The 25,948-nt window shown below is 35.7% G+C and carries 23 protein-coding genes and 1 pseudogene; 16 read left to right on the top strand and 8 right to left on the bottom strand.

Going from position 1 to position 25,948, the window contains the following annotated elements; translation table 11 throughout:
• Positions 1-51: 51 nt before the first annotated feature.
• The 4 genes from NTZ27_05935 to NTZ27_05920 all read right to left on the bottom strand — a co-directional run bounded on the left by NTZ27_05935 (position 52) and on the right by NTZ27_05920 (position 3,730).
• Entirely contained in the window at positions 52-750 is a 699-nt protein-coding gene (locus NTZ27_05935; protein ID MCX6174273.1) for an NAD(P)H-binding protein, read from the bottom strand.
• A gap of 104 nt (positions 751-854) precedes the next feature.
• Positions 855-1,736 (bottom strand): MBL fold metallo-hydrolase, encoded by an 882-nt coding sequence (locus tag NTZ27_05930; protein ID MCX6174272.1) that lies wholly within the window; start codon positions 1,734-1,736, stop codon positions 855-857.
• A gap of 239 nt (positions 1,737-1,975) precedes the next feature.
• Complete coding sequence (locus tag NTZ27_05925) at positions 1,976-2,644, bottom strand: fibrobacter succinogenes major paralogous domain-containing protein (GenBank protein ID MCX6174271.1); 669 nt, start codon at positions 2,642-2,644, stop codon at positions 1,976-1,978.
• A 348-nt stretch (positions 2,645-2,992) separates the two neighbouring features.
• A complete protein-coding gene (locus tag NTZ27_05920) occupies positions 2,993-3,730 on the bottom strand; it encodes a M15 family metallopeptidase (GenBank protein MCX6174270.1) in 738 nt (245 codons plus the stop codon).
• A 184-nt stretch (positions 3,731-3,914) separates the two neighbouring features.
• Here NTZ27_05920 and NTZ27_05915 point away from each other — a divergent pair, with 184 nt between their 5' ends.
• From NTZ27_05915 to NTZ27_05875, 9 genes and pseudogenes are all read left to right on the top strand, one after another.
• Positions 3,915-5,282, top strand: coding sequence for an FAD-dependent oxidoreductase (locus NTZ27_05915; GenBank protein ID MCX6174269.1), 1,368 nt, complete (start codon positions 3,915-3,917; stop codon positions 5,280-5,282).
• Positions 5,279-5,905, top strand: coding sequence for a uracil phosphoribosyltransferase (upp, locus tag NTZ27_05910; GenBank protein ID MCX6174268.1), 627 nt, complete (start codon positions 5,279-5,281; stop codon positions 5,903-5,905). The genes NTZ27_05915 and upp overlap by 4 nt, the downstream gene beginning before the upstream one ends.
• 286 nt (positions 5,906-6,191) lie before the next feature.
• Entirely contained in the window at positions 6,192-8,321 is a 2,130-nt protein-coding gene (locus tag NTZ27_05905; GenBank protein ID MCX6174267.1) for a bifunctional (p)ppGpp synthetase/guanosine-3',5'-bis(diphosphate) 3'-pyrophosphohydrolase, read from the top strand.
• A 13-nt stretch (positions 8,322-8,334) separates the two neighbouring features.
• Positions 8,335-8,757 (top strand): Holliday junction resolvase RuvX, encoded by a 423-nt coding sequence (gene ruvX, locus NTZ27_05900; protein MCX6174266.1) that lies wholly within the window; start codon positions 8,335-8,337, stop codon positions 8,755-8,757.
• A 93-nt stretch (positions 8,758-8,850) separates the two neighbouring features.
• On the top strand, positions 8,851-9,132 hold the full coding sequence (gene eutM, locus NTZ27_05895) for an ethanolamine utilization microcompartment protein EutM (GenBank protein MCX6174265.1): 282 nt from the start codon (positions 8,851-8,853) through the stop codon (positions 9,130-9,132).
• 6 nt (positions 9,133-9,138) lie between these two features.
• A pseudogene (locus tag NTZ27_05890) lies at positions 9,139-9,396 on the top strand (BMC domain-containing protein).
• 503 nt (positions 9,397-9,899) lie between these two features.
• The gene (locus tag NTZ27_05885) at positions 9,900-10,811 is read left to right on the top strand and encodes a CdaR family protein (GenBank protein MCX6174264.1); all 912 of its coding nucleotides are present in this window, start codon (positions 9,900-9,902) and stop codon (positions 10,809-10,811) included.
• A 2-nt stretch (positions 10,812-10,813) separates the two neighbouring features.
• Positions 10,814-11,428: a dTMP kinase gene (gene tmk / locus NTZ27_05880; GenBank protein MCX6174263.1), complete on the top strand. Its 615-nt coding sequence runs from the start codon at positions 10,814-10,816 to the stop codon at positions 11,426-11,428.
• A gap of 12 nt (positions 11,429-11,440) precedes the next feature.
• Positions 11,441-13,093 (top strand): S41 family peptidase, encoded by a 1,653-nt coding sequence (locus NTZ27_05875; GenBank protein ID MCX6174262.1) that lies wholly within the window; start codon positions 11,441-11,443, stop codon positions 13,091-13,093.
• Positions 13,094-13,096: 3 nt separating this feature from the next.
• On the opposite strand, the gene NTZ27_05870 is transcribed toward NTZ27_05875, so the two are convergent.
• Positions 13,097-14,755: an exonuclease domain-containing protein gene (locus tag NTZ27_05870; GenBank protein MCX6174261.1), complete on the bottom strand. Its 1,659-nt coding sequence runs from the start codon at positions 14,753-14,755 to the stop codon at positions 13,097-13,099.
• 150 nt (positions 14,756-14,905) lie between these two features.
• On the opposite strand from NTZ27_05870, the gene NTZ27_05865 reads away from it, so the two are divergent.
• The 6 genes from NTZ27_05865 to aroA all read left to right on the top strand — a co-directional run bounded on the left by NTZ27_05865 (position 14,906) and on the right by aroA (position 19,777).
• Positions 14,906-15,712 (top strand): TIGR00282 family metallophosphoesterase, encoded by an 807-nt coding sequence (locus tag NTZ27_05865; protein ID MCX6174260.1) that lies wholly within the window; start codon positions 14,906-14,908, stop codon positions 15,710-15,712.
• A gap of 9 nt (positions 15,713-15,721) precedes the next feature.
• Positions 15,722-16,615, top strand: a complete 894-nt coding sequence (folD, locus tag NTZ27_05860) for a bifunctional methylenetetrahydrofolate dehydrogenase/methenyltetrahydrofolate cyclohydrolase FolD (protein MCX6174259.1) — start codon at positions 15,722-15,724, stop codon at positions 16,613-16,615.
• A 3-nt stretch (positions 16,616-16,618) separates the two neighbouring features.
• Entirely contained in the window at positions 16,619-17,482 is an 864-nt protein-coding gene (gene deoC, locus NTZ27_05855) for a deoxyribose-phosphate aldolase (protein MCX6174258.1), read from the top strand.
• A 164-nt stretch (positions 17,483-17,646) separates the two neighbouring features.
• Complete coding sequence (locus NTZ27_05850; protein MCX6174257.1) at positions 17,647-17,901, top strand: hypothetical protein; 255 nt, start codon at positions 17,647-17,649, stop codon at positions 17,899-17,901.
• Positions 17,901-18,491, top strand: coding sequence for an RNA methyltransferase (locus NTZ27_05845; protein MCX6174256.1), 591 nt, complete (start codon positions 17,901-17,903; stop codon positions 18,489-18,491). Before NTZ27_05850 ends, NTZ27_05845 begins: the two co-directional genes overlap by 1 nt.
• The gene (gene aroA / locus NTZ27_05840) at positions 18,488-19,777 is read left to right on the top strand and encodes a 3-phosphoshikimate 1-carboxyvinyltransferase (protein MCX6174255.1); all 1,290 of its coding nucleotides are present in this window, start codon (positions 18,488-18,490) and stop codon (positions 19,775-19,777) included. Before NTZ27_05845 ends, aroA begins: the two co-directional genes overlap by 4 nt.
• Here the strand turns inward: aroA and bshC are convergent.
• Positions 19,759-21,387: a bacillithiol biosynthesis cysteine-adding enzyme BshC gene (bshC, locus tag NTZ27_05835; protein ID MCX6174254.1), complete on the bottom strand. Its 1,629-nt coding sequence runs from the start codon at positions 21,385-21,387 to the stop codon at positions 19,759-19,761. The two genes, aroA and bshC, sit on opposite strands and share 19 nt — an antisense overlap.
• Positions 21,388-21,545: 158 nt before the next feature.
• Here bshC and NTZ27_05830 point away from each other — a divergent pair, with 158 nt between their 5' ends.
• Positions 21,546-21,734 (top strand): hypothetical protein, encoded by a 189-nt coding sequence (locus tag NTZ27_05830; GenBank protein ID MCX6174253.1) that lies wholly within the window; start codon positions 21,546-21,548, stop codon positions 21,732-21,734.
• A gap of 1 nt (position 21,735) precedes the next feature.
• Here NTZ27_05830 and NTZ27_05825 read toward each other — a convergent pair whose 3' ends face one another.
• Together NTZ27_05825 and NTZ27_05820 are read right to left on the bottom strand one after the other, a co-directional pair.
• Positions 21,736-23,679, bottom strand: a complete 1,944-nt coding sequence (locus NTZ27_05825; GenBank protein ID MCX6174252.1) for an ABC-F family ATP-binding cassette domain-containing protein — start codon at positions 23,677-23,679, stop codon at positions 21,736-21,738.
• A 40-nt stretch (positions 23,680-23,719) separates the two neighbouring features.
• Positions 23,720-25,927, bottom strand: coding sequence for a hypothetical protein (locus NTZ27_05820; protein MCX6174251.1), 2,208 nt, complete (start codon positions 25,925-25,927; stop codon positions 23,720-23,722).
• Between the last annotated feature and the right edge of the window lie 21 nt (positions 25,928-25,948).

Here is a 25,948-nt window from a genome sequence, read left to right as displayed (position 1 = left end):
ATGAATACTGCTTGTTAGACTTTGGTAAAAAAGAAAAAGTTGTAATGATTTTTATACTCTTGAAATATCATTCTTAATAGCCAGCACTGATGGCGTTTGACATCCAACAATTGCAGGAGCTTCATGGATGAGTTCGTCATTGTTGATAGCTTCAACCATAAATAAAGCATAATCTACGCGACGAGTTAAATTACTCTTAAGAATGGGATCTCCAACATGTTTACTCCACATTGGCAAACCTTGACTCTCACCTTCTTCAAGATCACTACCGCGCACTACCGTCCACCGTCTATCACTAGAAAATATACGGTGACAAGCCTCCACTTGATCATTGATATCAATTAAACGCAAAAACTTGCCGATCCAACTTGTAATTTTCACCATTATTTTGAACGTATAAGAATACCTATCTTGACCATCACGGGTTATATGCCATCCGCAAGAGAAAATAAGACGCGCATCTTCAGATGCAAAATCCAATACTGCTTGAGCGGTTCCAGAAGAGTAATTGTGAACACCCCAAGGGACAAGCACAGTCAGAACTGCATCACATTCTCTTATCGCCTTTTCGATTACTTCACGGTTGTTGGTTGCACCAAGTATAATTGTCATCCTATCTTTGAATCTATCAAGTTTAGTCACACTTTTCTCACGACAAACACCAATCACCTCATATCCACGATTAAGCGCATGTTGAACCATATACTGTCCTAGTTTTCCAGATGCCCCAACTATACAAAGCTTCTTCATATTTCTTCCTTATTCTTAGCAGCACATAACTATTACTTTTGTGCAGTTACTCATTTTATCATCGGTTCCACACTAACTGGAATTTAGTTTTAGCTTTTAATCGATCATTCAAAAACATAATTCTTAGTTTCCAATTCCTCTCTAAATATTTTGATATTTGCAAATTCATTTTTTAGTTGAGTAGCTACTTCATTATATTTATTAAATTCGTCATGATGAATGTGCATTAATACAATGTGTTTTGCATTTATATAGTTTTTTACCAATTCAATTCCGTTGCAATTAGATTTCCAAATAAAACCTCTACCTAAAAATGCAATATCTATATTTTCCTTATCTAGTCTAAAGTGTTCATATTCCGCAATTCCATCTTCATTTGAGTCCCCGCTGTGAAATATTTTTACTCCATCTATATTAAATAGAAATCCAATATTTTGAACGTTTTGGTGTCTGTTGATTTTTTCTCCGGTCTTAGGATCATCTGTAAAGTATGGGCCATGGGCTAGTCGATATACTCTTATCCCAATACCGTTAATTGTTGTGTCTTTGTAGCTAAAATTATCAGGCGTGATTTCAAATAAACGATTTTTAACCTTGTCATACTTATCTTGTTTTTTTAGGTTATCAATAGATTGTTTACATGAAATAAATTGACCTTTTGTATTACTCATTAAATGTTCAATTACAAATGGCGAATAGAAATGGTCAACGTGTGCATGAGTTGTTGCTATTAAATCTATATTCTTAAAAATATTTTCATTTTTTAAAATTGAATTCATTGTCTCTTCTTTTGGAATATCGCAGAATCCGTAATCTTTATCCCCGAACAATGCATCAATTAATATTTTTTTATCACCCACTTTTATCAAAAAACCTTCATTAGCAATGTAAGTAACTTCAACATTCCTCACTTTGTATTCATTGTTATTTGAATAGCATATTTGAATTGCAATTAACATGACTAGTAATAATGTAATCTTTCTCATAAATAATCTTCCATGATTTATTATTTTTTAGCACATAATGACGTTGTTTTTAAGCCGCCGCCCATAACAGCAATGCAACATTGAAAAGACAACGCCAATAATTTATTAATTACTTTGTTTACACAACTACACTCAAAGAGCAACAAACTTTTGTAACGCAATTTTATCCTAAGCATATGCCAAACAGTTTAAAGCGGTCGGCCTTGAAGAACTTGTTAGGCAAAGCTTGATAAATATTTTTAATCTTTGATGCAACGAATACTAAGACCAGCTCCTTTAAAGCCATGCGCAAAGTAAATATCTTTAGAATTACAGCTTAAGTAAATACAGCACGACTCATAAGCATTGTGCCATGTGGAAGTCCACAAAAAACAGCTTTCGTCTATGTATCGAAAAAAATCTTTGTTACCGACATAGGCATGTTCACGGTAACCTCCAAGCAATGCAGTAAAACCGCTTCTGTTTGTGCCTGTTCCCTCACCAATGGCTTTTAAGGCATCGCTATTTTTTTTGCCTACTGCTATAGCTAGTTTCTGATACTCTTCATTTGAAGGTATATGCCAACCTTCTGGTGCTACTCCCCTCTTGTCATAGATTACATACCAATTATAAAGTATACCATACTTCTTACCATACTTTTTCATATTATTATAGAAACAAGATGCAGCTTTGCTTTCCTCTCCAGCGCGTGTCCACTCATCGTCACTTTTAACTATGGGAATGGGATCACCATTCCGGAATCTGCTAACATTTAAATTTCTTGACATCCAGACTTGATCACCTATTTTGATAGATTCATAAGTAACGCCTACTAGATCTTCCACACCCAAAGTATTATTCTCTTTACCGCACTTCGAACATTTATCTCCGTCCCATTTATGAAAACCAAGTTGACAAAAAAGATTCACACAAACTCCATTTTTTCTTTGCCTAACTATTAGTTAACCCGCCAGCGGACAACATGGCGGATGTTGTTTATCTACCAGTATATTCTTTGTTTTCATTCCATTTTCAAATTTTTTAGCGTGATATCGTTCCAACTATTTTTTCCATAAATAAGCAGACAGAAAAGGTAGATCTATTTTCTTTGTTCAAACTTTCAAACAAAGTACCCCGCTGAAAGAATTGATTTGGTACTAACCCAACTTAGCTTAAAAGAGAATTGTTGTCAAACTTTATTTCAACCTCACCCCCAGCCCCTCTCCTTACTAAGGAGAGGGAGGCTCCGATTCATCGGAGACGGGTGAGGTGTGATGTTAAGGTATCTCTTCAAACCTAACATTCTGAACTGTATAAGATTTCCAATCTTTGTAATCAAAATGCCACCATTCAAATTCGTACACGGTAAAACCTTCGCTTTCCATTTCGGTGCGGAGTAAGTCGCGCAGTTTTCTTTGTTCATCCGTTCCGCCAGAATAATTTGCGTAAGCACGTTCGGACATTTCATCATAAAGACTCGGCATCACTACCGGCTTTCCGGTTTTAAGATCAAAGAGAGTAAGATCAACAGCACATCCGCGGTTATGTTTAGAACCTTTGGATGGATCGGCTACAAAATTATGCAGATCAACAGGAGTAGCATCCCAGAAAACTTTTGTAATGTACCACGGACGATATGCATCGTGAATTAGTAAACCGTAACCTTTGAGCAGTAATTTTTTATTAACACGCACCACGGCTTCGGCAGCAGGCCGCTGTAAAAAAGCACGCGCCTGACTGTATAAAGGTGTGCTTAGAAAATTATTATTTGTTGCGTAACCGATATCAAGACGGATCGTTGAATCAAGTTTTATCAATTCAACAAGTTCTGCTTGCCTAAACTCTCCAGTCTCAACGGGCGGGGAAGCGGTTAATGCTTCTGCAATTAGTTCATCAACCGGACGAACGGGTGAAATGTGAAAAAACTCCGCACTTGAACATGCTGAAAGAGTAATGAAGAGAGAAAGGAAAATAATTTTTATAAAAGAAATTCTATCAGTTCTAATTTTTCGCATAATTAAGTTATCCAATGAGTTGGTTTCAACTTAGTTCAAATGGTAATTGATGTCAACACCCACCCCGACCTCCCCGTCTCCGATGAATCGGAGCCACCCTCTCCTTGTTAAGGAGAGGGGCTGGGGTGAGGTGGGTGAATTCTAAATTAATTATATTACTACCGAAAGAATTCGCTTAGGAACTATGTATCAGCTAAATGTGCAGAAAAATATTATAGTAATCGGAGGCAATGCTGCTGGTCCCGCTGCGGCGGCAAAAGCAAAACGCACCGCTGACGATGCAAACGTTATGATGATCGAAGCGGGCGAGTTCATTTCCACCGGCACGTGCGAGCTTCCGTATGTTCTTTCCGGCGATATAAAAAATTATGAAGATATTGTTTTCTTCAACGCAGATTCCTTCGAAAAAGAAAAAGGTGTTAAGGTTCTCACTTCTCACTTTGTTGAAAAGATAGACCGCAGTAAAAAAATTCTTACCGTAAAAAATCTTAAAGATGGAAATAAATTTGAACAGCCGTACGATAAACTGATCTTATGCACCGGCTCAAATGCAAAATCAATTCTGTCATTGCCGGATAATCTCTCAAATGTTTTTACTCTCAAATCTGTTCGTGATCTAATTAATATTAAAAATTATTTAGAACGGAATACCGCCCGCAATGTCCTTGTTATCGGCGCCGGATATATCGGTCTGGAAACAGCGGATGCACTTAAAACTTTGGGTTACGCGGTAACAATTTTAGAAAAAGAAAATCTACCAATGCAGGGATTTGAAAATGAAACACGCAATTTGATCCTCGATCTTCTTGAGCAGAATAATGTTGAGTTTATTGGTGAAGCAAAAGATTATAGAGTAAAACAAGACGGACAGAAATTCTTAAACCTGAAATTACAAGGAAGAGTTCTTGAGTACGATCTTGTTCTTCTCTCGATCGGATTTGAACCGAATAACACTTTGGCAGTTACATCAAAACTTAATATTGGTAAGTTTGGAGGAATTACAGTTGACCAGAGATTGAAAACGAATGATCCGAACATTTATGCCGCGGGTGATTGCATAGAAGTTATCAACCGCTTAACAAGTAAACCGGATTATATTCCGCTTGCAACAATCGCACAGCAGACGGGGCACATTGCGGGCGAGAATGCAGCGGGTGGAAATTCACAAGTGCATCCGTTCGTAAAAAATATTGCAGTAAATTTTTTTGAGAAAACTTTAATATCTGTCGGCTTAAATTCTATTGAAGTAAAAAAATATTTTCACAATATCGGCGAAGTTCATGCAGTAATTCCAAATCTTGTTAAAGTTATGCCCGGCTCGGAAAATATATTTGGTAAGATCATCTTTGATAAAAATAGTAAACTGATTCTCGGCGCCAACTTTTTAGGGAATAAAGAAGTGGTTGGTTACGGCGATCTGATCGCATCATTTATATCAAACAAAATTAAAGCGACTGAGCTGGCAAAAATAAATTACAATTACACGCCGCCGGTTTCTCCGTTCGTAAATCTTTTATCCGTTCTTGGAAGAAAAATAGAGAGTGTTAAATGAAAAAAATAATTATAGTTGATAATCCTCTTGTAAAACGTGATGTAACAATTCTTCGTGATAAAGAAACTGATCCGAACGGATTCCGTCTTGCGTTAGACCGTGTTTCTCATTCGATCGCGATAGAGATAAGCAAGTCGTTCGATCTAACGGAGTTTGAAGTTGAAACTCCTCTTGAAAAAACGAAAGGATATAGATTTTCAAAACAAGTAATTCTTGTTCCCGTATTGCGCGCCGGATTAAGTATGGTAAGTTCTTTTCTGGAAATGATTCCCGATGCTAAAGTTGGACATATCGGTTTACAGCGGGATGAAAAAACCTTAAAGCCGATTGACTATTATTATAAGGCACCGAAAAATTTAGATGAGTCAATTACAATTGTACTCGATCCAATGCTTGCAACCGGAGGAAGCGCAGTTGCATCATTCAACTCACTCAAACAAAAAGGTGCTAAGAAATGTATCCTTGCTTGTTTGATAGCCGCACCTGAAGGAGTTGAAAAAATGAACAGCGAACATCCGGATATTGCAATTTATACTGCGGCGTTGGATAGACAATTAAATTCTGTTGGATATATTCTTCCCGGACTTGGCGATGCAGGTGATAGAAATTTTGGAACACTTTAGATGTAAGGTTGTTAATAAAAAATGGATTTAATATTTGAATCAACTATTAAGTGTCCTTACTGTGGATTTGAAAAAACAGAAACAATGCCGGAGAATGCATGCCAACATTTTTATATGTGCGAAAATTGCAATAAGATGTTGAAGCCGAAAGAAGAAGATTGCTGTGTTTTCTGTTCTTACGGTTCGGTGGAATGTCCGCCGATTCAAAGTGGGAAAAAATGCTGCTGATTTATAAATTATGGAACTGACGATTAGCATAAAACACCAGCGGATGCTGGAAGATCTTTTGAAGATTTGCAAAAAGAATCTTCCTTCCGTTAATGAAGCGCTTATCAAAAAAGCTTTTCAGTTGAGCTATGAGTCACACAAGAATGATTTCCGTGCATCGGGTGAACCGTATTTCAATCATCCGTACGAAGTTGCGATGATTGTTGCCCGCGAAATCCCACTCGATGATATTTCCGTTGTAAGCGCACTTCTCCACGATGTAGTTGAAGACAGCGATATTAGTCTGGAATTTATTTCAAAAGAATTTAGTAAAGAAGTTTCAGAAATCGTTGACGGCGTTACAAAAATAGGCGGAGTATTCAAAGGGCAGGAGATTACACAAGCAGAAAATTACCGCAAGATGCTTCTTTCAATGGTAAAAGATGTGCGTGTAATTCTTGTAAAATTTGCAGATCGTCTTCACAATATGCGCACGCTTGAGTTTGTGCATCCTCAGAAGCAGAGAAGAATTGCAAAAGAGACTTTAGAAATTTACGCACCGTTCGCTCACCGTTTCGGTTTGGGAATTTTAAAATGGGAGATGGAAGACCTCTCGTTCAAGTATCTCAACAAAGAAGCTTATGATGATATTGCCAACAAAATAAAAAATACCCGCAAAGAAAGAGAATCATTCATCTCGCGATTCTCAAAACCGATTACTGAAAAACTAAGCGAATATCATATTAAATATGAACTTGGCGGAAGACCGAAACATCTCTACAGTGTTTACAGAAAAATGATAATTCAAAATCGTCCGTTCGAAGATATATATGATCTTCTTGCTATCAGAATTATTTTGGAAAGCGATGATGCAAATGAGTGTTATTATGTTCTTGGAATTATTAATCAACTTTACAAACCAATTGCCGACCGGTTCAAAGATTTTATCTCAATCCCGAAGAAAAATAATTATCAATCAATTCATACAACTGTAATCGGTCCTGATGGAAAATTAGTTGAAGTACAGATTAGAACACGGAAGATGCATGAAATTGCTGAGCGCGGTGTTGCGGCTCATTGGAAATACAAAGAGAATAGGACAACCAACGATAAAGATCTTGAAGATTGGGTAAGCTGGATACGTGATATTTTTGAACATGTATCCAAGGATGAAGCAACAAAAGAAATCCTTGCAAGTTTTAAGCTGAATCTTTATCAAGATGAGATCTATATCTTTACTCCAAAAGGAGATTTAAGAAGATTACCAATAAATTCAACTCCAGTTGATTTTGCATTTGAAATCCACAGTAATGTTGGTTATAGATGCATCGGTGCAAAAGTAAACGGTAAAATCGTTCCGCTTGATACAGTTATTCACAGCGGCGATCAAGTTGTGATCATTACTTCAAAAAATCAGCATCCGAATAAAAGCTGGCTGCAGTTCGTTCAGACTCACAAAGCAAAGAATAACATCCGCAAATTCTTGAACAAAGAAGAAGAGAAACTTCTTGATTCCGGCAAAGAAATTTGGGATAGAAAGATCAAGAAATTAAAACTCTCTTTTACTTCGGATGATCTTTCCAAACTTGTACGCAAACTTAAGTTCGATAACAACCGGCAATTTTTTAGAGCGATTGCACAAGACAAATTAAATTTGGATGAGATACTTAATCCAAAAGTTGAAACGGATGAAAAAGAAAGTACAGAAGTTGCGTTTGATAAATTTGCTAACATTGCGCGAAACACTGCAGGCGGAATTGTTGTTGATGGCGATGCAAAAGGTTTTGCTTACACTTATGCAAAATGTTGTAATCCGATTCCCGGTGATCAGGTAATCGGTTATGTAACGATAGGTGAGGGAATTAAAATTCATCGTAAGGATTGCAAGAACTTGATAAACATGATCAAGACAAATGAAGAACGGTTAGTGCCGGTGAATTGGCCAAAATCAAACGGAGCTTTCTTCGTTGCCGGTCTTAGTATTAGAGGAGATGATGTTCCGGGAATCTTAAAAGACATTTCAAACAGTATTACTACTTATCAAAACACAAATATTAAATCAGTAAATATTTCGACAAATGATTCAATGTTTAAAGGAACGATCACAGTTTATGTAAAAGATTTGGAACATTTAACGAAACTAATCGAGCGGTTAAAAAAGAACCGTGGTATTTATACAGTTGAAAGATTTGACGCGGAGAATCAATAACAATGGAAAAATATTGAACGAAGAACGAATACTTGCGATTGATTATGGTACTAAAAGAATCGGTCTTGCTGTTACTGATCCGCTTAATATTTTTGCTTACCCATTAATAACACTTCTTAATGATTCAAAATTTATAGAGAGATTAAAAAATATTATTGATGAATATCATATAGTAAAAATAATTTTAGGTTATCCGTTAAAAGAAAGCGGTGCCGAATCAACAAGTTCTCTTTCAGTATTAAAATTCAAAACAGAATTAGAAAATAAAATTGATTTGCAGATCGAATTGATTGATGAACGGTATTCATCTTCGATCGCACGAGAAAGGATAATTCAATCTGTTGTTTCTAAAAAGAAGAGACGTGATAAATCGTTATTGGACAAAAATGCCGCCGCAGTGATCTTAGAGGACTACTTAAACACGGTAAAAAAATAAGAGTAAAACTGTTTATAAAGTGATTAATAGATTGACATTTTTAACATTATAAATTATTTTGGATTAGTAATAAAACCAAAAGGGAGCACATCTATGACACTTGACGCACTCGGAATGATTGAAACCAAAGGTTTGGTCGGTGCAATCGAAGCTGCTGATGCTATGGTAAAAGCAGCAAAAGTAGAATTGATTGGAAAAGAAACTATCGGCGGCGGTTATGTAACTGTTCTTGTTAGAGGTGATGTTGGAGCAGTTAAAGCAGCAACAGATGCTGGTGCAGCCGCAGCTCAGAGAGTTGGTGAGTTGGTTTCTGTCCATGTCATTCCACGTCCGCATGCCGATGTTGAATTGATTCTGCCTAAACGCGCTAAATAAAAATATATGCAATTTGCTTTAGGTCTTATTGAAACTAAGGGCTTGATCGGCGCTATAGAAGCCGCCGATGCTATGTTAAAAGCCGCTAATGTAAAATTAGTTAGCAAAGAAAAAATTACTGCCGCTTTGGTTACTGTAAAAATTATCGGCGAAACTGCAGCTGTAAAATCTGCTGTTGATGCCGGTGCAGCCGCAGCTCAGAGAGTTGGTCAATTAGTTGCTGCACATGTAATTCCTCGTCCGGATGATCAAATCGAAGACCTTATTTATTATCCATCTCTAACTACCGGAATTCAACGGGAAGAAATTGTTAAGAAAGAAAAACCGGTTAAGGAAAAGACTATTGTTAGAGAAGTTGCCGATGAAAAAGCCGAAGAGGAATCTCTCTTCGATGGAACTGAAAAAGAAGTGGCTGAAACTATACCGCTTAAAAGAAGAGGTAGGCCTAGAAAAGAGAAATCAGAATCACAGGCACCTTCTCGTTTGGATTCTCTCCGTAAAGAGGCACTAAAAGAAATCGGAAAAATTGAAGGTGAGAAGCAATTAACTTCCGGAGAAATTCCATCTAATGAACAGCTTTCAGAATTGAATGTTCATGAGCTTCGTCATTTAGCAAGAAGCTTTGATAATTTTCCTATTAAAGGGAGACAAATCTCGAGAGCTAATAGAGAGGAACTGATCGAGCACTTTGAGAAGATTCGCTAAATCTCATTTACAAAATGATTAAAGATTAATCCCGCTAAGCGGGATTTTTTTTATATTTAAGTATGAAGAAAAAAGTTGTCACTATATCTCTTATTGCAATTTTCTCAATTGGGCTATGGATCTCAGTTGCTCTATCGGAAGTGTATATCACTACAGTTGAGGTACCAGTTAGGTTTACAGACCTACCCAAAAATTATGCGGTCGGTTCAACTTCCGTGGATAATGTTTATCTGCAAGTAAAAGGAAAAGGATGGGAATTAGCTAAATTAAGACTTGTGGGAGATACTGAATTTAATATTTCCGTTCATAGGAGAACCGGTAAGTATAGAAGCGATCTAAATAATTTTATTGATGCTAATCCATGGTTAGCATCATCATTTCAAGTTTTGGAAATTGCACCTGCGCAGATTGAATATGAAATTGAAAGGGTCGGTTCGAAACTCGTACCGGTTGTTCAAAATTTGAAAATAGATTTTAAACCGGGTTTTGGTCCGGCATCCAAAATAATCATTGAACCTGCAACTGTTGAAATCTCCGGTCCGGCAAACCTACTTCAAAAAATTGATGCAATAAAAACAGAATTCCGTGAGTTCACTGATATAAGTGATAATGTAAAACTCGTTCTTCCATTAGATGTTCCTGATGGAATAACAATTCCAAAGACAGAATGCGCTCTTGAATTCGAAGTGCAGAAGATTGTTGATAAAACTTTTGAATCAATTTTAATTGAGACAAGAAATGTTCCGCCTAATAAAGAACTAATTCTTTATCCGGCTAAAATAAATATTGTTTTGCGCGGAGGCATAAATAAACTTGGCAGACTTACTAACGACAGCATAAAAGTTTATGTTGATTTCTGGACTGCTCTGAAAGAAAACGGAAAAACAATAGAGCCCATTATAGAGTTTCCGCAATTTACAACTCTAACAATAACACAACCTAAAAAACTAGAATACATAATTAAACAGTATTAAAAATGTTTATAACTTTTGAAGGACTCGACTTTTGCGGTAAATCAACTCAAGTGCAGCTTCTTGAGAAATATCTAATTGATAAAGGCAGTAAAGTAAAAATTATTCGTGAACCAGGCGGGACGCCAATTTCCGAAAAGATCCGAGATATACTTCTGGATAAAAAAAATTCTGAAATGTCTATCGAAACCGAATTGATATTATTTTCCGCCAGCCGATCGCAGCTTGTTAATCAAGTTATACTTCCTGCATTAAAGGAAAATTATTATGTGATCTCCGACCGCTTCCACGATTCTTCAATTGCATATCAAGCTTTTGGTAGAAGAATTAATCTTGGATTTGTAGAAGAACTGCAGCAATTTGTCATCGGGAAAGCAGTTCCAGATTTAACGTTCTTTTTGGATATTTCTATTGATGAAGTGATCAAGAGAAAATCTAAAGTTTCGCAAATCGAGCTGGACCGTATAGAACTTTCCAAAATGGATTTTTATAAACGTGTGCGAAACGGTTATCTCTATATTGCAGAAAAAGAAAAACGGTTCAAGATTATAAACGGCGAACTCCCTATAGAACAGATCCATAAAATTATTCTTGATGAAGTAAAGAAATTAGAGGATTAGAAAGGAAACGATATGAAGTTAAGAAGTAAAATATTATTACTCATCGCTGTGATAATTTTATTCTCCGGCTTTTTAACCCGCGATAATGATATCTATTTCCAAATTAATAAAAGCATAGATATCTTCGGAAGAGTCTATAAAGAAGTAACAATAAATTATGTTGATCAATTAAATCCGGAAGAGTTTATGCTTTCCGGCATTAACGGAATGCTAACATCGCTTGATCCTTACACAAATTTCTTGGATGTAAACGGGCAAAAAGATATTGAGATCATTACCAAAGGCAAGTACGGTGGAATTGGCGCAACGGTCGGTCTCAGAAACGAAAGCATTACTATTGTTGATTTGATTGAGGGATTCTCCGCTCAACGACAAGGTATGCGGGTTGGTGATATTATCATGAAGATTAATAATGTTTCCGTTACAAAAGATAATTATGAAAATTTAAGTGAGCTCTTAAAAGGAGATGCTGGTTCAACTGTTAATATTGTTGTTAAAAGAGAAGGCGTTGATGATGAGATAGTTTTCAATTTAGTTCGAGAAGAGATCGAAGTAAAAAATCTTACTTATTACGGATTTGTTCCTGAAGGAAGTAATAATGCATATTTAAAGTTGAGCGGATTTTCTCGTTCTGCCGGTGAAGAAATTAAAAAAGCATTGCTGGAACTTAAATCCCAAAAAGAAATTAGTTCTGTCGTTCTCGATCTTCGCGGTAATCCCGGAGGATTGCTTGATGCCGCGATTGATGTTTGCGAAAAGTTTTTGAAAAAAGGCGAGACGATCGTTACAGTAAAAGGTCGCGATAGTTTAAGCGTAAGAAATTATTCTTCTGCTGAAGAACCGATCGCCGGCGATGTGAAAATGGCTCTTTTAATTGATGAAGGATCTGCGTCAGCTTCCGAAATTGTTGCCGGAGCCATTCAAGATCACGATAGAGCGGTATTAGTTGGAACAAACTCTTTTGGAAAAGGACTTGTTCAAACAATTATTCCCTTATCATATAATACTTCATTAAAGATAACCACCGCCCGTTATTATACACCAAGCGGGAGATCAATTCAGAAGGTCAGTTATTCCGAGAAGAATAAAGTTTTTGAAAAAGGAATGAATCTTACAAAAAATGAATTCCATACAGATCATTCGAGAAAAGTATATTCTGCGGGCGGAATTATGCCCGATACTGTTGTTGTTAATGAATCTAGTTCCGGTCTTGTTCAAAAATTACTTGCTGATGGTATGTTCTTCCGATTTGCGACTAATTTTTTTAATAATAATCAAAACCGTGATCTAAATAAATATTCGTCGGATATGCTGCTCAAAGAATTTACAAATTATCTTCACAGTCAAAATTTTGATTTTGTATCGCGTGCTGAAAAACTGATTGAACTATTAAAAACTGCCAGTTCAGAAGAAAACCTTGATCAAAAATTTCTTGAACAGCTTGATAAGACAAAAAATCAAATTGATGCAAACCACTCAAACGAGATCGAAAAATATAAAAACGATATATTATTTCTGATTCGTGAAGAGTTAGCCGCAAGAATTGACGGAAGACAGGGCAGAATTAAAGAATCATTAAAGATGGATAATCAATTCGTTGCAGCAGTTAATATTCTAAATAATAAAAAACTTTACGATAAACTTGTAAAACTGGATTATAAATAATTTTTATTTGTTAAATATTAAATTTGGCCCCAGCTGTTCAACAGATTGATATTCCTTCAAGTAATGGACTTTAATTCTATTTCGATTTCTTACCAGCCAACTTAAAGCTATCCGCAAGCTTTCCAAATCTTTTTCGGTTAGTTCTTTAATCAATTGAATATCACCGGCGAAAAACTCATTTAATATATCATCGAACCGGTCTTTCTCATTGAGTATGTAATTCTTGAGATACATTTTCCCATCAAGTAAAAGCATGTAATCATTTTTTCTTGATCCAAGAATCTCTATCAATACATTTGCTTTATTGATCGGCTCAGCAAGGATTGATGATTTGTTAAGTTGATTCAAAATTGAATTAACTACATCTCTGATCTGTCCGGCTTCTTCATATTTTTGTTTAGCGCTCAGTTCTTTCATTCTATTTAGTAAACGATCAACGGCCGATTGATTATTTCCGCATAAGAAATCATTAACTCGATCAAGTTCTTCAGCATACTGCGGTTTAATATCAGATTCAGTACACGGTGAATAACAGCGTTCAATATCTGCAAGATAGCATCTGCGCTTTTTATTAAATTCTTTGTCGGAACATTCACGCAGCAGAAAAGTTTTATCAATAATTTCTTTCAGCGAGTTGGCGGTATCGCGATTAGGATACGGACCGAAATAATTATTGCCGTCAAAATTGATTGTAGATGAGACTTCAACCGAAGGGAAATTATGAGTAAAAAGAATTTTTATAAAATAACTCCTCGGATATTTTTTAAGCATTTTGTTCTGTTTTGGCAGATGCTTTTTGATCAACTCTGCTTCAACTATAAGTGCAGTCAGTTCAGTATTGGTAGTTTGATAACCCAATCCGGAAGCTTTGCGAACGATCTCTTTGGATTTCCGCATTGCAGTGCTCATAAAATAATTTCGTAATCTTTCTTTCAGGACCTTGGCTTTACCGATATAAATTATTTCTTCCTTAGCATTTTTAAAGAAATAAACACCGGGCTCTCCGGGAATATTCACAACATCATCAAGAAGTTTCTTCTTTATAATTCGATATGGTTCAGTGGAAGAAGAATGTTTTTGAAAACTTATTAAGTCTGAAACGGTGTCAATATCATGTTCTTCGCGAAGCTGCTTAAACATTCTTAACAAGATTTTAGCTGTTGCTGTTGCATCGCCAAGTCCGCGGTGAACATCTCTATGTCTTATCTTTAATTGCTTAACGAGATTGCCGAGCGATTTGCTCGGGAATTGCGGATACATTCTTCTGGCAAGACGAAGTGTGCAGATTGAATTATTTGCCGGAACTTCAAGTTCTTGATTTAAGCATTCATGTTTGAGAAATGAATAATCAAAATTGAGGTTGTGAGCAGTTAATATTGTATCACCGATGAACTCTTTTATTTGCAGATAAACTTCATCAAAATAAGGCGCATCTTGAACATCGGTTGTTGTTATGCCGGTTATCTGTGTGATATAAAATGGAACAGGTCTTCCCGGATTGATGAATGAAGAAAATGTATCTACAATTTTTCCATTTTTAATTTTGACGATCCCGATCTCGATAACTTTATCGTGGTGAGCAGAAGTTCCGGTAGTTTCAAAATCAAAAACAGAGTACTCGGCTTCTTCGAAAGGGATTTCTGTCAATTTATTTTCTTCCATTCGCTCAAAGATTTATGTAAAACAAATTTAATCATTTCAAACTAAAACAGAGAAATTGTAAAAAATTTCTAATAAATAGCTTTTATAAATGAACGTCTACTTAGATATTCGAACGATTTTAGATATATTGCGATCAAAGAAAGAGAAAGAATGACCATAAACATACTTTTCATAGGCGATATTATTGGCGAACCTGGGCTTAACATTGTGCAAATGTTACTTCCCGGTCTCCAAAAAAAATATAAGACAGATGTTATCATTGCTAACGGTGAAAATGCTTCCGATGGTAAGGGATGCACAGAGAAAGAAGCCAAACTATTATTCGAACTTGGCGTTAATGTTATAACAGGCGGTAATCATACCTGGGATAAATTTCAATCGCAAGAATATTTGAAGAAAGATGCGCGGGTTCTCCGTCCGCAAAACTATCCAAAGGGAACTCACGGAAACGGTTATTATATTTTTGAAAGCGGAATGGGGAAAGTCGCTGTTCTTAATTTACAAGGCCGTGCTTACATGGCAGCGATTGACTGTCCTTTCCGTACAGCTGAATGGGTAATTGCAAGATTAAAACAAGAAACAAAAGTAATTATTGTTGATATGCACGCTGAAGCAACAGCCGAAAAAATTGCACTTGCAAATTTTCTTGATGGGAAAGTTTCTGCTGTAATAGGAACACACACTCACGTTCAAACATCAGATGAAAGAATTTTCCCGAACGGAACCGGTTTTATAACAGATTGCGGAATGACCGGACCTTATGATTCTGTAATTGGTATGAAGACCGACGCTGCGATCAACCGGTTTTTATATCAAACGCCGCAGAAATATCAGACAGCGACAGATAATGTTCATCTTACAGGATTATTTCTAAAAGTTGATTCAACAACCGGAAAAACAGTGGAGATTGAAAGAATTTTTCTTCCGGAATTTGATAAAACAGTTGTTAGCAATTAATAAAGTGATATGGCAACGATTATTGACGGTAAAAAAATTGCGTTAGAAATTAGAGATGAGCTAAAAGAAAAAGTTTCTTGGCTCAAATCTCTAAACATCAGAGTCCCGGGTTTGGTTACGATTGTGGTAGGAGATAGTCCGGCATCACAGTCTTATGTTACTTCTAAAAGCAAAGCGTGTAACGAAATCGGAATGCTCTCTAAAATTGAAAAACTTCCTACTGAAACAACCGAAGAACATCTTCTTGAATTAATAGATCATTATAACATTAACGATGATTATCATGGAATACTTGTGCAGCTTCCTCTGCCAAAACATATTAATGAAGATAAAGTGATCGAAAGAATTTTACCCGAAAAAGATGTAGATGGTTTTCATCCTATCAGCGTTGGAAGACTTGTAATTGGGAAGGATACTTTTTATCCTTGCACGCCAAACGGAATACTAGAACTTATCAAGCGATATAAAATTGAAACAAGCGGCGAACATGTTGTTGTTGTTGGAAGAAGTAATATTGTAGGTAAACCGATTGCGAATATGATGCTGCAGAAAAAAGAAGGTGCAAATGCGATTGTTACAGTTTGTCATTCTGCATCAAAAGATCTAAAACGATTTACGAAAGATGCTGACATTTTAATCGCCGCAATTGGCAAACCTAATTTTATTACCGCTGATATGGTGAAAGAAGGAGTTGCAGTTATTGATGTCGGTATAAACCGTGTTGAGGATTCATCATCACCCAAAGGATACAAGATTGTTGGTGATGTTGATTTCGAAAATGTTTCTAAAAAAGCATCTTTTATTACGCCGGTACCAGGCGGAGTTGGACCAATGACTATTGCTATGTTGCTTCAAAATACTTTTCTTGCATACATTAAGATCACAAAACAAAAGTTAACATAAACGATGAGTAATTTAATCGAAAAAGTTGTCTCGCAAGTTTTAATTGAAAAATCCCTTCAGGATTTTTACTGTGCTGGAGGAACATGTGCCGGCTGGGAACGAAATGTAATTGATCAGCCGACTGCTGTAAAAAATATTATAAGCAATGGTGCTGAAAGAATTGCCGCCAGCATTGGAGTTGGTGAACATATTGATCAAGAAGTTGCGCGGATGATTGATCATACTTTATTAAAACCGGATGCTACTCCGAAAGAAATAAAAACACTCTGTGAAGAAGCAAGGACTTATAATTTTGCTTCGGTCTGCATCAATCCTTCTTATGTTCCGATGTGTAAAGATTTATTAAGCGGATCCAAAGTAAAAGTCTGTACTGTTATTGGATTTCCACTTGGGGCAACAACAACTGAGACAAAACGTTTTGAAGCAGAGCAAGCATTAAAAAACGGCGCTCAAGAAATTGATATGGTTATTAATATCGGGATGCTTAAGCAAGGTGAGAATGAATATGTATTTAATGATATCAATCAAGTTGTACTTGCTGCAAAAAAATACGGCGCTGTTTGTAAAGTGATCATAGAATCGGCAATACTAACCGACGAAGAAAAAATTAAAGCATGCATTCTTGCAAAAGAAGCAAAAGCGGATTTCGTAAAAACATCAACTGGGTTTAGTAAAGGTGGGGCAACTGCCGGCGATGTTGCATTAATGAAGTACGTAGTTGGTTCATCTGTCGGTGTAAAAGCCAGCGGCGGTATTAGAACTACGGAAGATGCAAAGTTGATGATCGCAAGCGGAGCCGATAGAATCGGTGCAAGTGCAAGTGTAAAAATTGTTGGCGGTTCAACTTCCGCAGGTGCTGGATATTAACTGATACTATGAATCCAATAACTCTATCCCCCTTCCGAAAAGATTTATAATATAGCCCCGACTTTTAAGTCGGGGGAATAATTTACCACCCCCTTCAATTCCCCCTCCTTACTAAGGAGGGGGACAAAGGGGGAGGTCGAAATACAATCCACGAGCTAAAGCCCGTGGCTATAAAAAGCGAAAAGGATTTTCAGTTGGTTTTAGATCTTAACGTAATACAAACAGACGATGGATTTACTGCAGAAGTCCCTTCAATTAAAGGATGCGAAAGCTGGGCGCATAGTGAAGAGGAAGCAATTAATAAAACAGTAGAACTGTTGAAATATTATTTACAAAGTTCCTCAAATCAAAAAATGATAATTGATCGAGCGCGCAAAGAACATCCTCTTACCGTTTATAAACTTGTTTTTGATAAGTGATGAGAAAGTTTAAGACAGACGAACGATTACAAAAAATCATTGAAACAGCCGTAGCTAGACAATTCTCACTTCGTGTGGTCATGGAAAACATTCACGATCCTCACAATGTCAGCGCAATATTTAGAACTTGCGATGCAGTCGGCGTTCCGAAAATAAATTTACTTTACACGTTTGAATCATTTCCGCGAATCAGCAAAACTTCTTCTTCATCTGCCAATAAATGGATTGAAGTAGAAAAATTTAACGATACAAAAAATTGTTATGATGAACTCCATAAGCAAGGATTTAAGATTTATGCGAGTATGCTCAATAAAAACGCAAAAAATATTTATGATATCGATCTTACTAAAAAAATTGCGTTTGTTTTTGGGAATGAAAAGCGAGGCGTTTCATCTGAAGCTGAAAAATTCTCCGACGAAACTTTTTACATTCCGATGCGCGGTATGATACAAAGCTTAAATGTCTCGGTAGCTGCAGCGGTGACGTTATATGAAGCACAGCGGCAAAGAGTATTAAAAGGAATGTACAAAAAAAGTGAGTTGTCAAAAGAAGAACTTGATAAGTTAATTGATAAGTGGTGTGAGAAGTGATTCAAAAATTTGAAAACATTAATAGTATTAAAGGCGAATTATTTTTACGCGGAGATAAATCAATTTCTCACCGGGCAGTTATGTTTGCAGCGATGGCAGATGGGATTTCAGTAATTCGTAATTGTTCCGGTTCGGAAGATGTACGTTCTACAATCAATTGTTTTGAAAAACTCGGTTGTAAATCTGAAATCACCGGTGATCAAATAAAAGTAATTGGAAAAGGATTTAAGGGATTTACAAAACCAAATTCTGAGTTGTATGCGGGTAACTCCGGAACTACTGCCCGTTTAATTAGTGGAATATTATCGGCACAAAATTTCGAATCAGTAATTACGGGAGATGAATCGTTATCTCAACGACCGATGAAAAGAATTGTTGATCCGTTAAGGTTAATGGGTGCTGATATATCAGCGAATGAAAATGGAACTCTACCGATTATCATCAAGCGATCTTTAATAAAACCAATTAACCACCGGCTACAAATTGCTAGTGCTCAGGTTAAAAGCGCAATGATCTTATGTGCAATTCATCTTGATGAAGAATCTGTTTTTATTGAACAAACTCCGACTAGAAATCATACAGAGAAACTATTAGATCTTAAAACAAAAATTACAAATGAAGGGACAAAGATTTACGCCTCAAGAAATAATTATCCAAAACCTTTTGAGTTGACAGTTCCTTCCGATATATCAAGTGCGGCTTTTTTTATCGTTCTTGGTTTGCTCACAAAAAATTCCAAATTAATTATTAGGAACGTTTTATTGAACGAAACAAGAACCGGTGTAATTAATATACTTCAGCAAATGGGAGGAAAGATTGAAATTGAAAATGAGAGGGAAGAAAAAGGGGAGAGGGTCGGCGACATTCGTGTTCATTCAAGTAAATTAAAAAATGTTTCAATACCTAAAACAATTATTCCAAATATAATTGATGAGATACCAATTCTTTCGATTGCCGGAATCTTTGCAGAAGGAAATTTCAGAATTAATAATGCCCAAGAGCTTAGAGTAAAAGAGTCGGACCGGATTAAATCGCTCTGCAGCAACTTTAGAAAAGCAGGACTAAGAGTTGATGAATTTGAAGACGGTTTTGAACTAAGCGGTAATGTTTCTAATGCGGAAACACTTTATGGAAGTTACGGTGATCACCGTATTGCAATGGCTTTTGGTGTTCTAAGTATGTTGATGACAAATGGCGGAAGTGTTCATGATTTTGAATGTGTTGGGATTTCAAATCCGCAATTCGTTGCACAGATTAAGAATCTATGCTACAACTCTAATATTTGATGTTCGAATTTATTGATTGCTAATTCGTTATAGATCCACTTAAAAATATCCATACCATATTTATTCGCGAAATAAATCCAATTCAACTCACGCTCCTGTAAGTTATTATTAGGATACAAAACATTTCTAACCTTACTGATTTGTCTGATCGTTGAATCATATTTTCTTTTTTCAGATTCAACGGCTTTTGTTTTTAAGTAGTTTATCGTTTCTTCAATTCTTTGTTTCGATTTTGAGGTTAGGTCAGCAAGAGTTTTATCAATTGAAATTAATTTATCAGCGATATGGGTTATGGAAGAATTTATTTCTTCTTGAGAATTAAGAAAAAGTGATTCGAGATTTATTTCCGATGAGGCAGCTAAAATTTTCTGTATTAATTCTTCTTCGTCAGAAAAAATATCTGTGTAGGTAAGATTATTCTTCTCTAAGATTGTCTGAACACCTTTTTCTGCAATAGTCGCAGAAGAGCGTGGATAAATAAATGGTTCGTCAATGTTATAAATTTTATAAAGCGGCGATACTTGCGCGAAATAACTTATTTCACCTGGACCTCCAATATAAAAAGCTGTTGGGAAGAGATAATCCTGGCAAATGGGGCGCAGTAAAACATTGGGACTAAATTTTTCAGGTGAGTTTTCCAGTTGTGAGAGCAATTCATCCTTAGTAAATTTTTTACGTTTACCTTTAAGCCTGTATTCTCCCGTATCTGTCGGTTCAATTGAAAGACGCTCTTTTTCCTCGATGTAAAATAAATTAATCGGTTTCACTTTTACTTGTGCGTGATAAACTTCTTCCAGTTCCGCACTGCGTTCTACGATATCTCCTGTATGTTCTCCAAATTCAGTTATCTCTTTTGAGAAGACAGGTGTTAATAATTTTCGCACTTCAAGGTCGAGCGGATTAAAAACGATTAATCCATATTCATCAAATAGCCGTATCATTAATTCTCGGAATGCTTCTAAGAAAGTTCTTTCCGGTTGATAAATGGATTTAATTAAATCTAACAATGATGCTTTGAACTCTGTCTCACGTAAACTTCCGGCTAATTCGTTAATTACATTTTCTATATTTTGGCTGAACTTCAATCCGCCAATTGAGCCGCGATTAACTTCATCAAGTTGACCGTCATCGTATTTTAGATTTAATATTTGATTCTCGTTATTTAATATTGAAAAATTTCTAACCTCATCGTAATCATGGTCGTCACCTTCAAGCCAGAATACCGGAACAAAATTAAACCCTTCATAATTTTCTTTTAAATGGTTACAAAGTTTTATCGCTGTTATACATTTGTAAATTGTATAAAGCGGTCCGCCTAAAATGCCAAGCTGCTGCCCGGTGAGTACTGCAATGGTTTTTTCAGAAGCGAGTGCTTGAATGTTTTGTTCTGTATGTTTTGAAACTTTCTGGTTTTGATATTGAGCTTTAAGTATTTCTGATATCATTAAACGATTAGGTCTATTCTTTTTGCTTAGTTGTTGAAAAAATGGAAGGTATTGTTCTGTTGCCCTAAAATTTTTTCCGTAAAATCTTTCTACATTTTCAAATTCATCTAAATAATCAAGGAAAAGATTTTGATGGGCGGGTATATCAGAAAAATTTATAAACATTACTTCTCCTTTGATAAATTAAAACTTGTTATCTTGTTTTAGAAACTGATTTTCTTTATTCTTTTACCATAATTACCTCAATCACAATATGAATTTATAAATATTTTCTTTCATTTTTTAGCTTGATGACATAATAATTAGGAATAATTGGAGATTTAATGGCTTCTCAGTTCCTTATTTCAGTTGATTTAGGGGGTACTAAAATAATTGATTCTCAAAACCAAAAAAGCTTTCAAAGAATCCGTACTTTCAGAACCCGGCAACATGTAAAAATTTTTAAGACTAAACTGGGCGATGATGAGGCGTTTTACGGAGGTATAACATTAGCAGAAGAATTCTTAAAATAAATTAGGTCGTAAAATTATTTTCAATTTTTTCTATCTGATGACTTAATTTTGTCCAAAGATTGTATTCAGGTTCCAGTTTTAAACAAATATTTTGATACTCAAGATTTTTTTCTTTGACAAGTTGAGGATTGTCAAAGATATTCCGGTCGGTCAGTTCTTCTTCGAGTCTTTTCTTCTCTATTTCTAATTTATTAATTTTTTTCTCGCACTGGGATAGTTTTGCTTTTAAATCTTTCGTTAATGAAAATTTCTGTTGTCGTAATTCAGCTTCGGCTCTCTTTTGATCTTTGCGGTTTGTTTTCTGTCCGATATTTAATTTCTCAACGCGTTCAGAATCAGCAATCTCTTTTCTCTTTTGTAGATAATATTCAATACCGCCGACGAATAATTTTACCTGTCTATTACGAATCTCAAGAACTTTAGTAGTAATTGATTTTAGAAAATCAATGTCGTGAGATACTATAATAAGTGTACCGCTAAAATCAATTAGTGCACGCTGCAAAATTTCTTTCGATGAAAAATCAAGGTGGTTAGTTGGTTCATCAAGAATTACCAGATTACATTTAGTTAATAATAAATTTGCCAGTGCAACGCGGCTCTTTTCTCCTCCGGAAAGAACTTTAATCTTCTTGAATACATCATCACCGGAAAAAAGGAATGACCCGAGAATAGATCGTAATTGACCGATACTTAACTTATCGTTTGTTTCTTCGAGTGTATCAATGAGATCATATTCCGGATTAAGAGCGTCAGCAACTTCTTGTTCGTAGTAAGAGACTAAAGTATTGTGTCCGTATGTTAATTCACCGCTAGTAGTTTTTAATTTACTGCCGATAATCTTTGCAAGAGTTGTTTTCCCGGCGCCGTTTGGTCCAACAATTGCAATCTTATCACCGCGTTCTATTTGAAGATACACTCCTTGTAATACTTGAAGATTTCCGTAAGATAAAGAAACATTTTTAAGCTCAACGGGTAGAACGCCGCTTCTTGGCGGCTCTGGAAATTTGATGTCAATTCGTTTTTCTTCTTCAGAAATTGAAATCGAATCTAATTTTTCCAACTGCTTAATTCTACTCTGGACTTGTTTTGCTTTAGTGGATTTATATCTAAACCGTTCGATGAATTTTTCTACATCCTTAATCTTCTTTTCTTGAGTCTTTTGCTGAGCACGTAATTGAATCTCCCGTTCATCTTTAAAATTTAAATAAGCTCCGTAATTACCCGGGAAAAAATTGATCTTCTTTTCAAATACCTCAAGAGTTTTATTAGTAACTGAATTAACAAAATGTCTATCATGCGATACAAGAATCAATGCGCCTTTAAATTCTTGCAGAAAATCTTCGAGCCAGGTAAGTGTATCAATATCTAAGTGATTTGTCGGCTCATCAAGAAGTATCAAATCATTTTCAGCGAGAAGTATCTGAGCAAGCTGAATGCGCATTTGCCAACCCCCGGAAAATTCATCCGTCTTCCGTGGAAAATCTTGTTTTTTAAATCCGAGTCCATCAAGAACTTTTTCAATTCTTGAATCAGTAGAATAAAAATCAATCTCATCTTTCTTATGATGAATCTCTCCGAGCTCTTCCAATAATTCTTCTCTATCATCATCTAAAAGTCCGGGTAGGTTTAAGCCGTCAATAATTTCTATTTCCCGTTCTTCAAGAGCTTTGATATTTGGAATTGCAGATTTAACTTCTTCAAAAAGTGTAAATCCCTTAAATGCAATTAGATCCTGAGGAAGATAACCGATTGTAATCCCTTTCTGTTTTATGATTAAACCGGATTCGGGTATTTCGATACCATTAAGAAGTTTTAGGAAAGTAGATTTACCTGTTCCGTTAGATCCGACAAGTGCAATCTTATCATGTTTTGCAATCTTGAGGTTTACATTCTCAAAAAGATTTTCACCTGTGAATTGAATGGAAAGATTTTTTATATCAATCATTTTTATCCAGCATCAAGATCCAAGAAGAAACTTGGAGAATTTATTTCCTAATAACTGCCACTTTAGAAGTTTTTACATTATTAGCTTCTTCATCATAAGCAACAATTATATAAATACCGGTAGGGACAGTATTGCCATTTAAATCTTTCCCATCCCAAAAAGCGATCTTGCCGCCGGGTGTTTTAATTTCTCTAATTAGGTTACCGCTGATACTTAATATTTTAATACTGCTGTTTCTGATCAATCCGTCAATTGTTAGAGATGTAACATTATTATCGCCTGGAATAAACGGATTTGGATAAACCAGCAACTGATCAAAACTTTGTAACGGTTGCATTGATGATGTTTGTAGTGCTGCCAAACCATTGTCGGTCCCGATATATACGATTCCGTTCTTCGCATCAATTGCAATACTTTTGATATCGTCATTAGGTAAAGGACTGTTTTTAGAATTATATTGATTCATTACTTGAATACCGTCTGAAGATAAAACAAAAACACCTTGCTTAGTACCAAACCATTTATTGTCCAACGGATCAACCGCAATACAAGTAACTGTCTGATTCCTCAGCGCTAATCCTAAATTGCTCGTAACTTTTGGTTTCGAAGGATCTAGTATAACATTTACGCCGACATTTGTCCCGATCCACAAATAACCTTTACGATCAACAGCAAGAGATGAAACAAGATTACTGAGTAACCCATCTATGTAACCTTGTGTATCATCGCTAGAGTTTGTGAATGTCTTATTCTCATTGAAGTAATATAATCCGCTATTACCGCTGATGGTTACAAACCATTTAGTATCAAATTGATCTATAACCATTTTTTCTGTAGCATCAGAACCTATGTATGGATTTGAAAATGAATATTTGTACCACTGTTTTTGTTTTGTATAAACACTTAATGGATTTCTTGTTGCAGCTGAATTTACAAGTATCCACATATTTCCTTTTGAGTCAGTTTTAATGTCAGATATAGGAACAAAGTTTGTATCATCTACAAAACCGGAAATAGAGCTATTATTTTTTGAATAAAACTCAAAATTATTATTCTTAAAAACTGTAACCCCCATTCCCCAATTTGACAAATAAACAGCTGAATCGGGACCGGCATAAACATTATAATAAGCATCTGATGGTATTTGCGGATAATTAGCTTTATTAAAAACGGTCCATTGGTTTCCATCAAATTTAAAAAACCCCACACCACCGACATCTTTACCGGTTGCAACCCACAAATTTCCAATTGGATCTACAGAGAGATTTACAAATGAATTGTTTTGCGGCCCATTGGGATAACGGATTTTTGATTTATTGTTTTTAAATTGGATCAATCCGCTGTCTGTTGAAATATAAATTCCTTGATTTACAGATCCGGCAATTGTGTGAAATGTAACATCATTATTTTGGTAAACTACCGAAGGTTGACTATTTGTGAATTGGATTAACTGATTGTTGGAAGTTAAATAGAGAATATTTCCGATAACTATCATATCATTAATTGTAGAACCTTGAAGAGCGTATACTTGCCATGCTCTATTTACAAAACGATAAATTCCATTTGATGTTCCTAATAAAATCTGACCGTTGAATTCTAAAATTCGACTTACTGATTGTGCGGGTAAACTTATTCCAAATTGATATGTATCCCACGATTCAGGTGCGGATAAATTTTGCGCCCCTACTTTTTGAACTGCAACACCGCTTTCGGTACAAGCATAAATAAGATTAGATTTATAAGAGCTTAATATTTTTGATTCGGCTGGAAAGTTACCGAGTTTTAAAAATGAATCATATATCGAAAGTGTTTTAGCATTTATCAATAATAGTCCGAAATCGATAGAAACAAAAACTGTGTCGCCCTTAATAAATAAATCATTGATCTGTTTTTGGTTCTTATCCGAATTAAAGATGTCGATTATTCTTTTTATTGAATTATCACTTGGATCAAAGACATTTATATATCCCTCTTGCGACCCGAACCAAATTTTATTTTCATTATCAACAGCGACAGAAGTTAGTGCTTGGCTGTTGAATCCATCCGCTTTAGTCATTATAGTGTATGAACTATCCGAAGTATTGAATTTAAAAGCGCCTCCACTTGTAGCAGCCCATATATTTGATGATGAAAATGCTGCAGCCGATACATTTTTCATGTCGGAGTAAATTTTCCATGTACCGATTGTTTGTGCACTCATTGAATAGGTAAATGAAATAATAATCAAGCAAACTTTGATAGCTCGCATTAATTCCTCTTATGATTTAGG

The organism is Ignavibacteriales bacterium (assembly GCA_026390775.1).
Lineage (GTDB): Bacteria > Bacteroidota > Ignavibacteria > Ignavibacteriales > Melioribacteraceae > Fen-1258.
The sequence above is the reverse complement of the archived record's forward strand: the minus strand, read 5'-3'. Positions and strand labels throughout refer to the sequence as shown.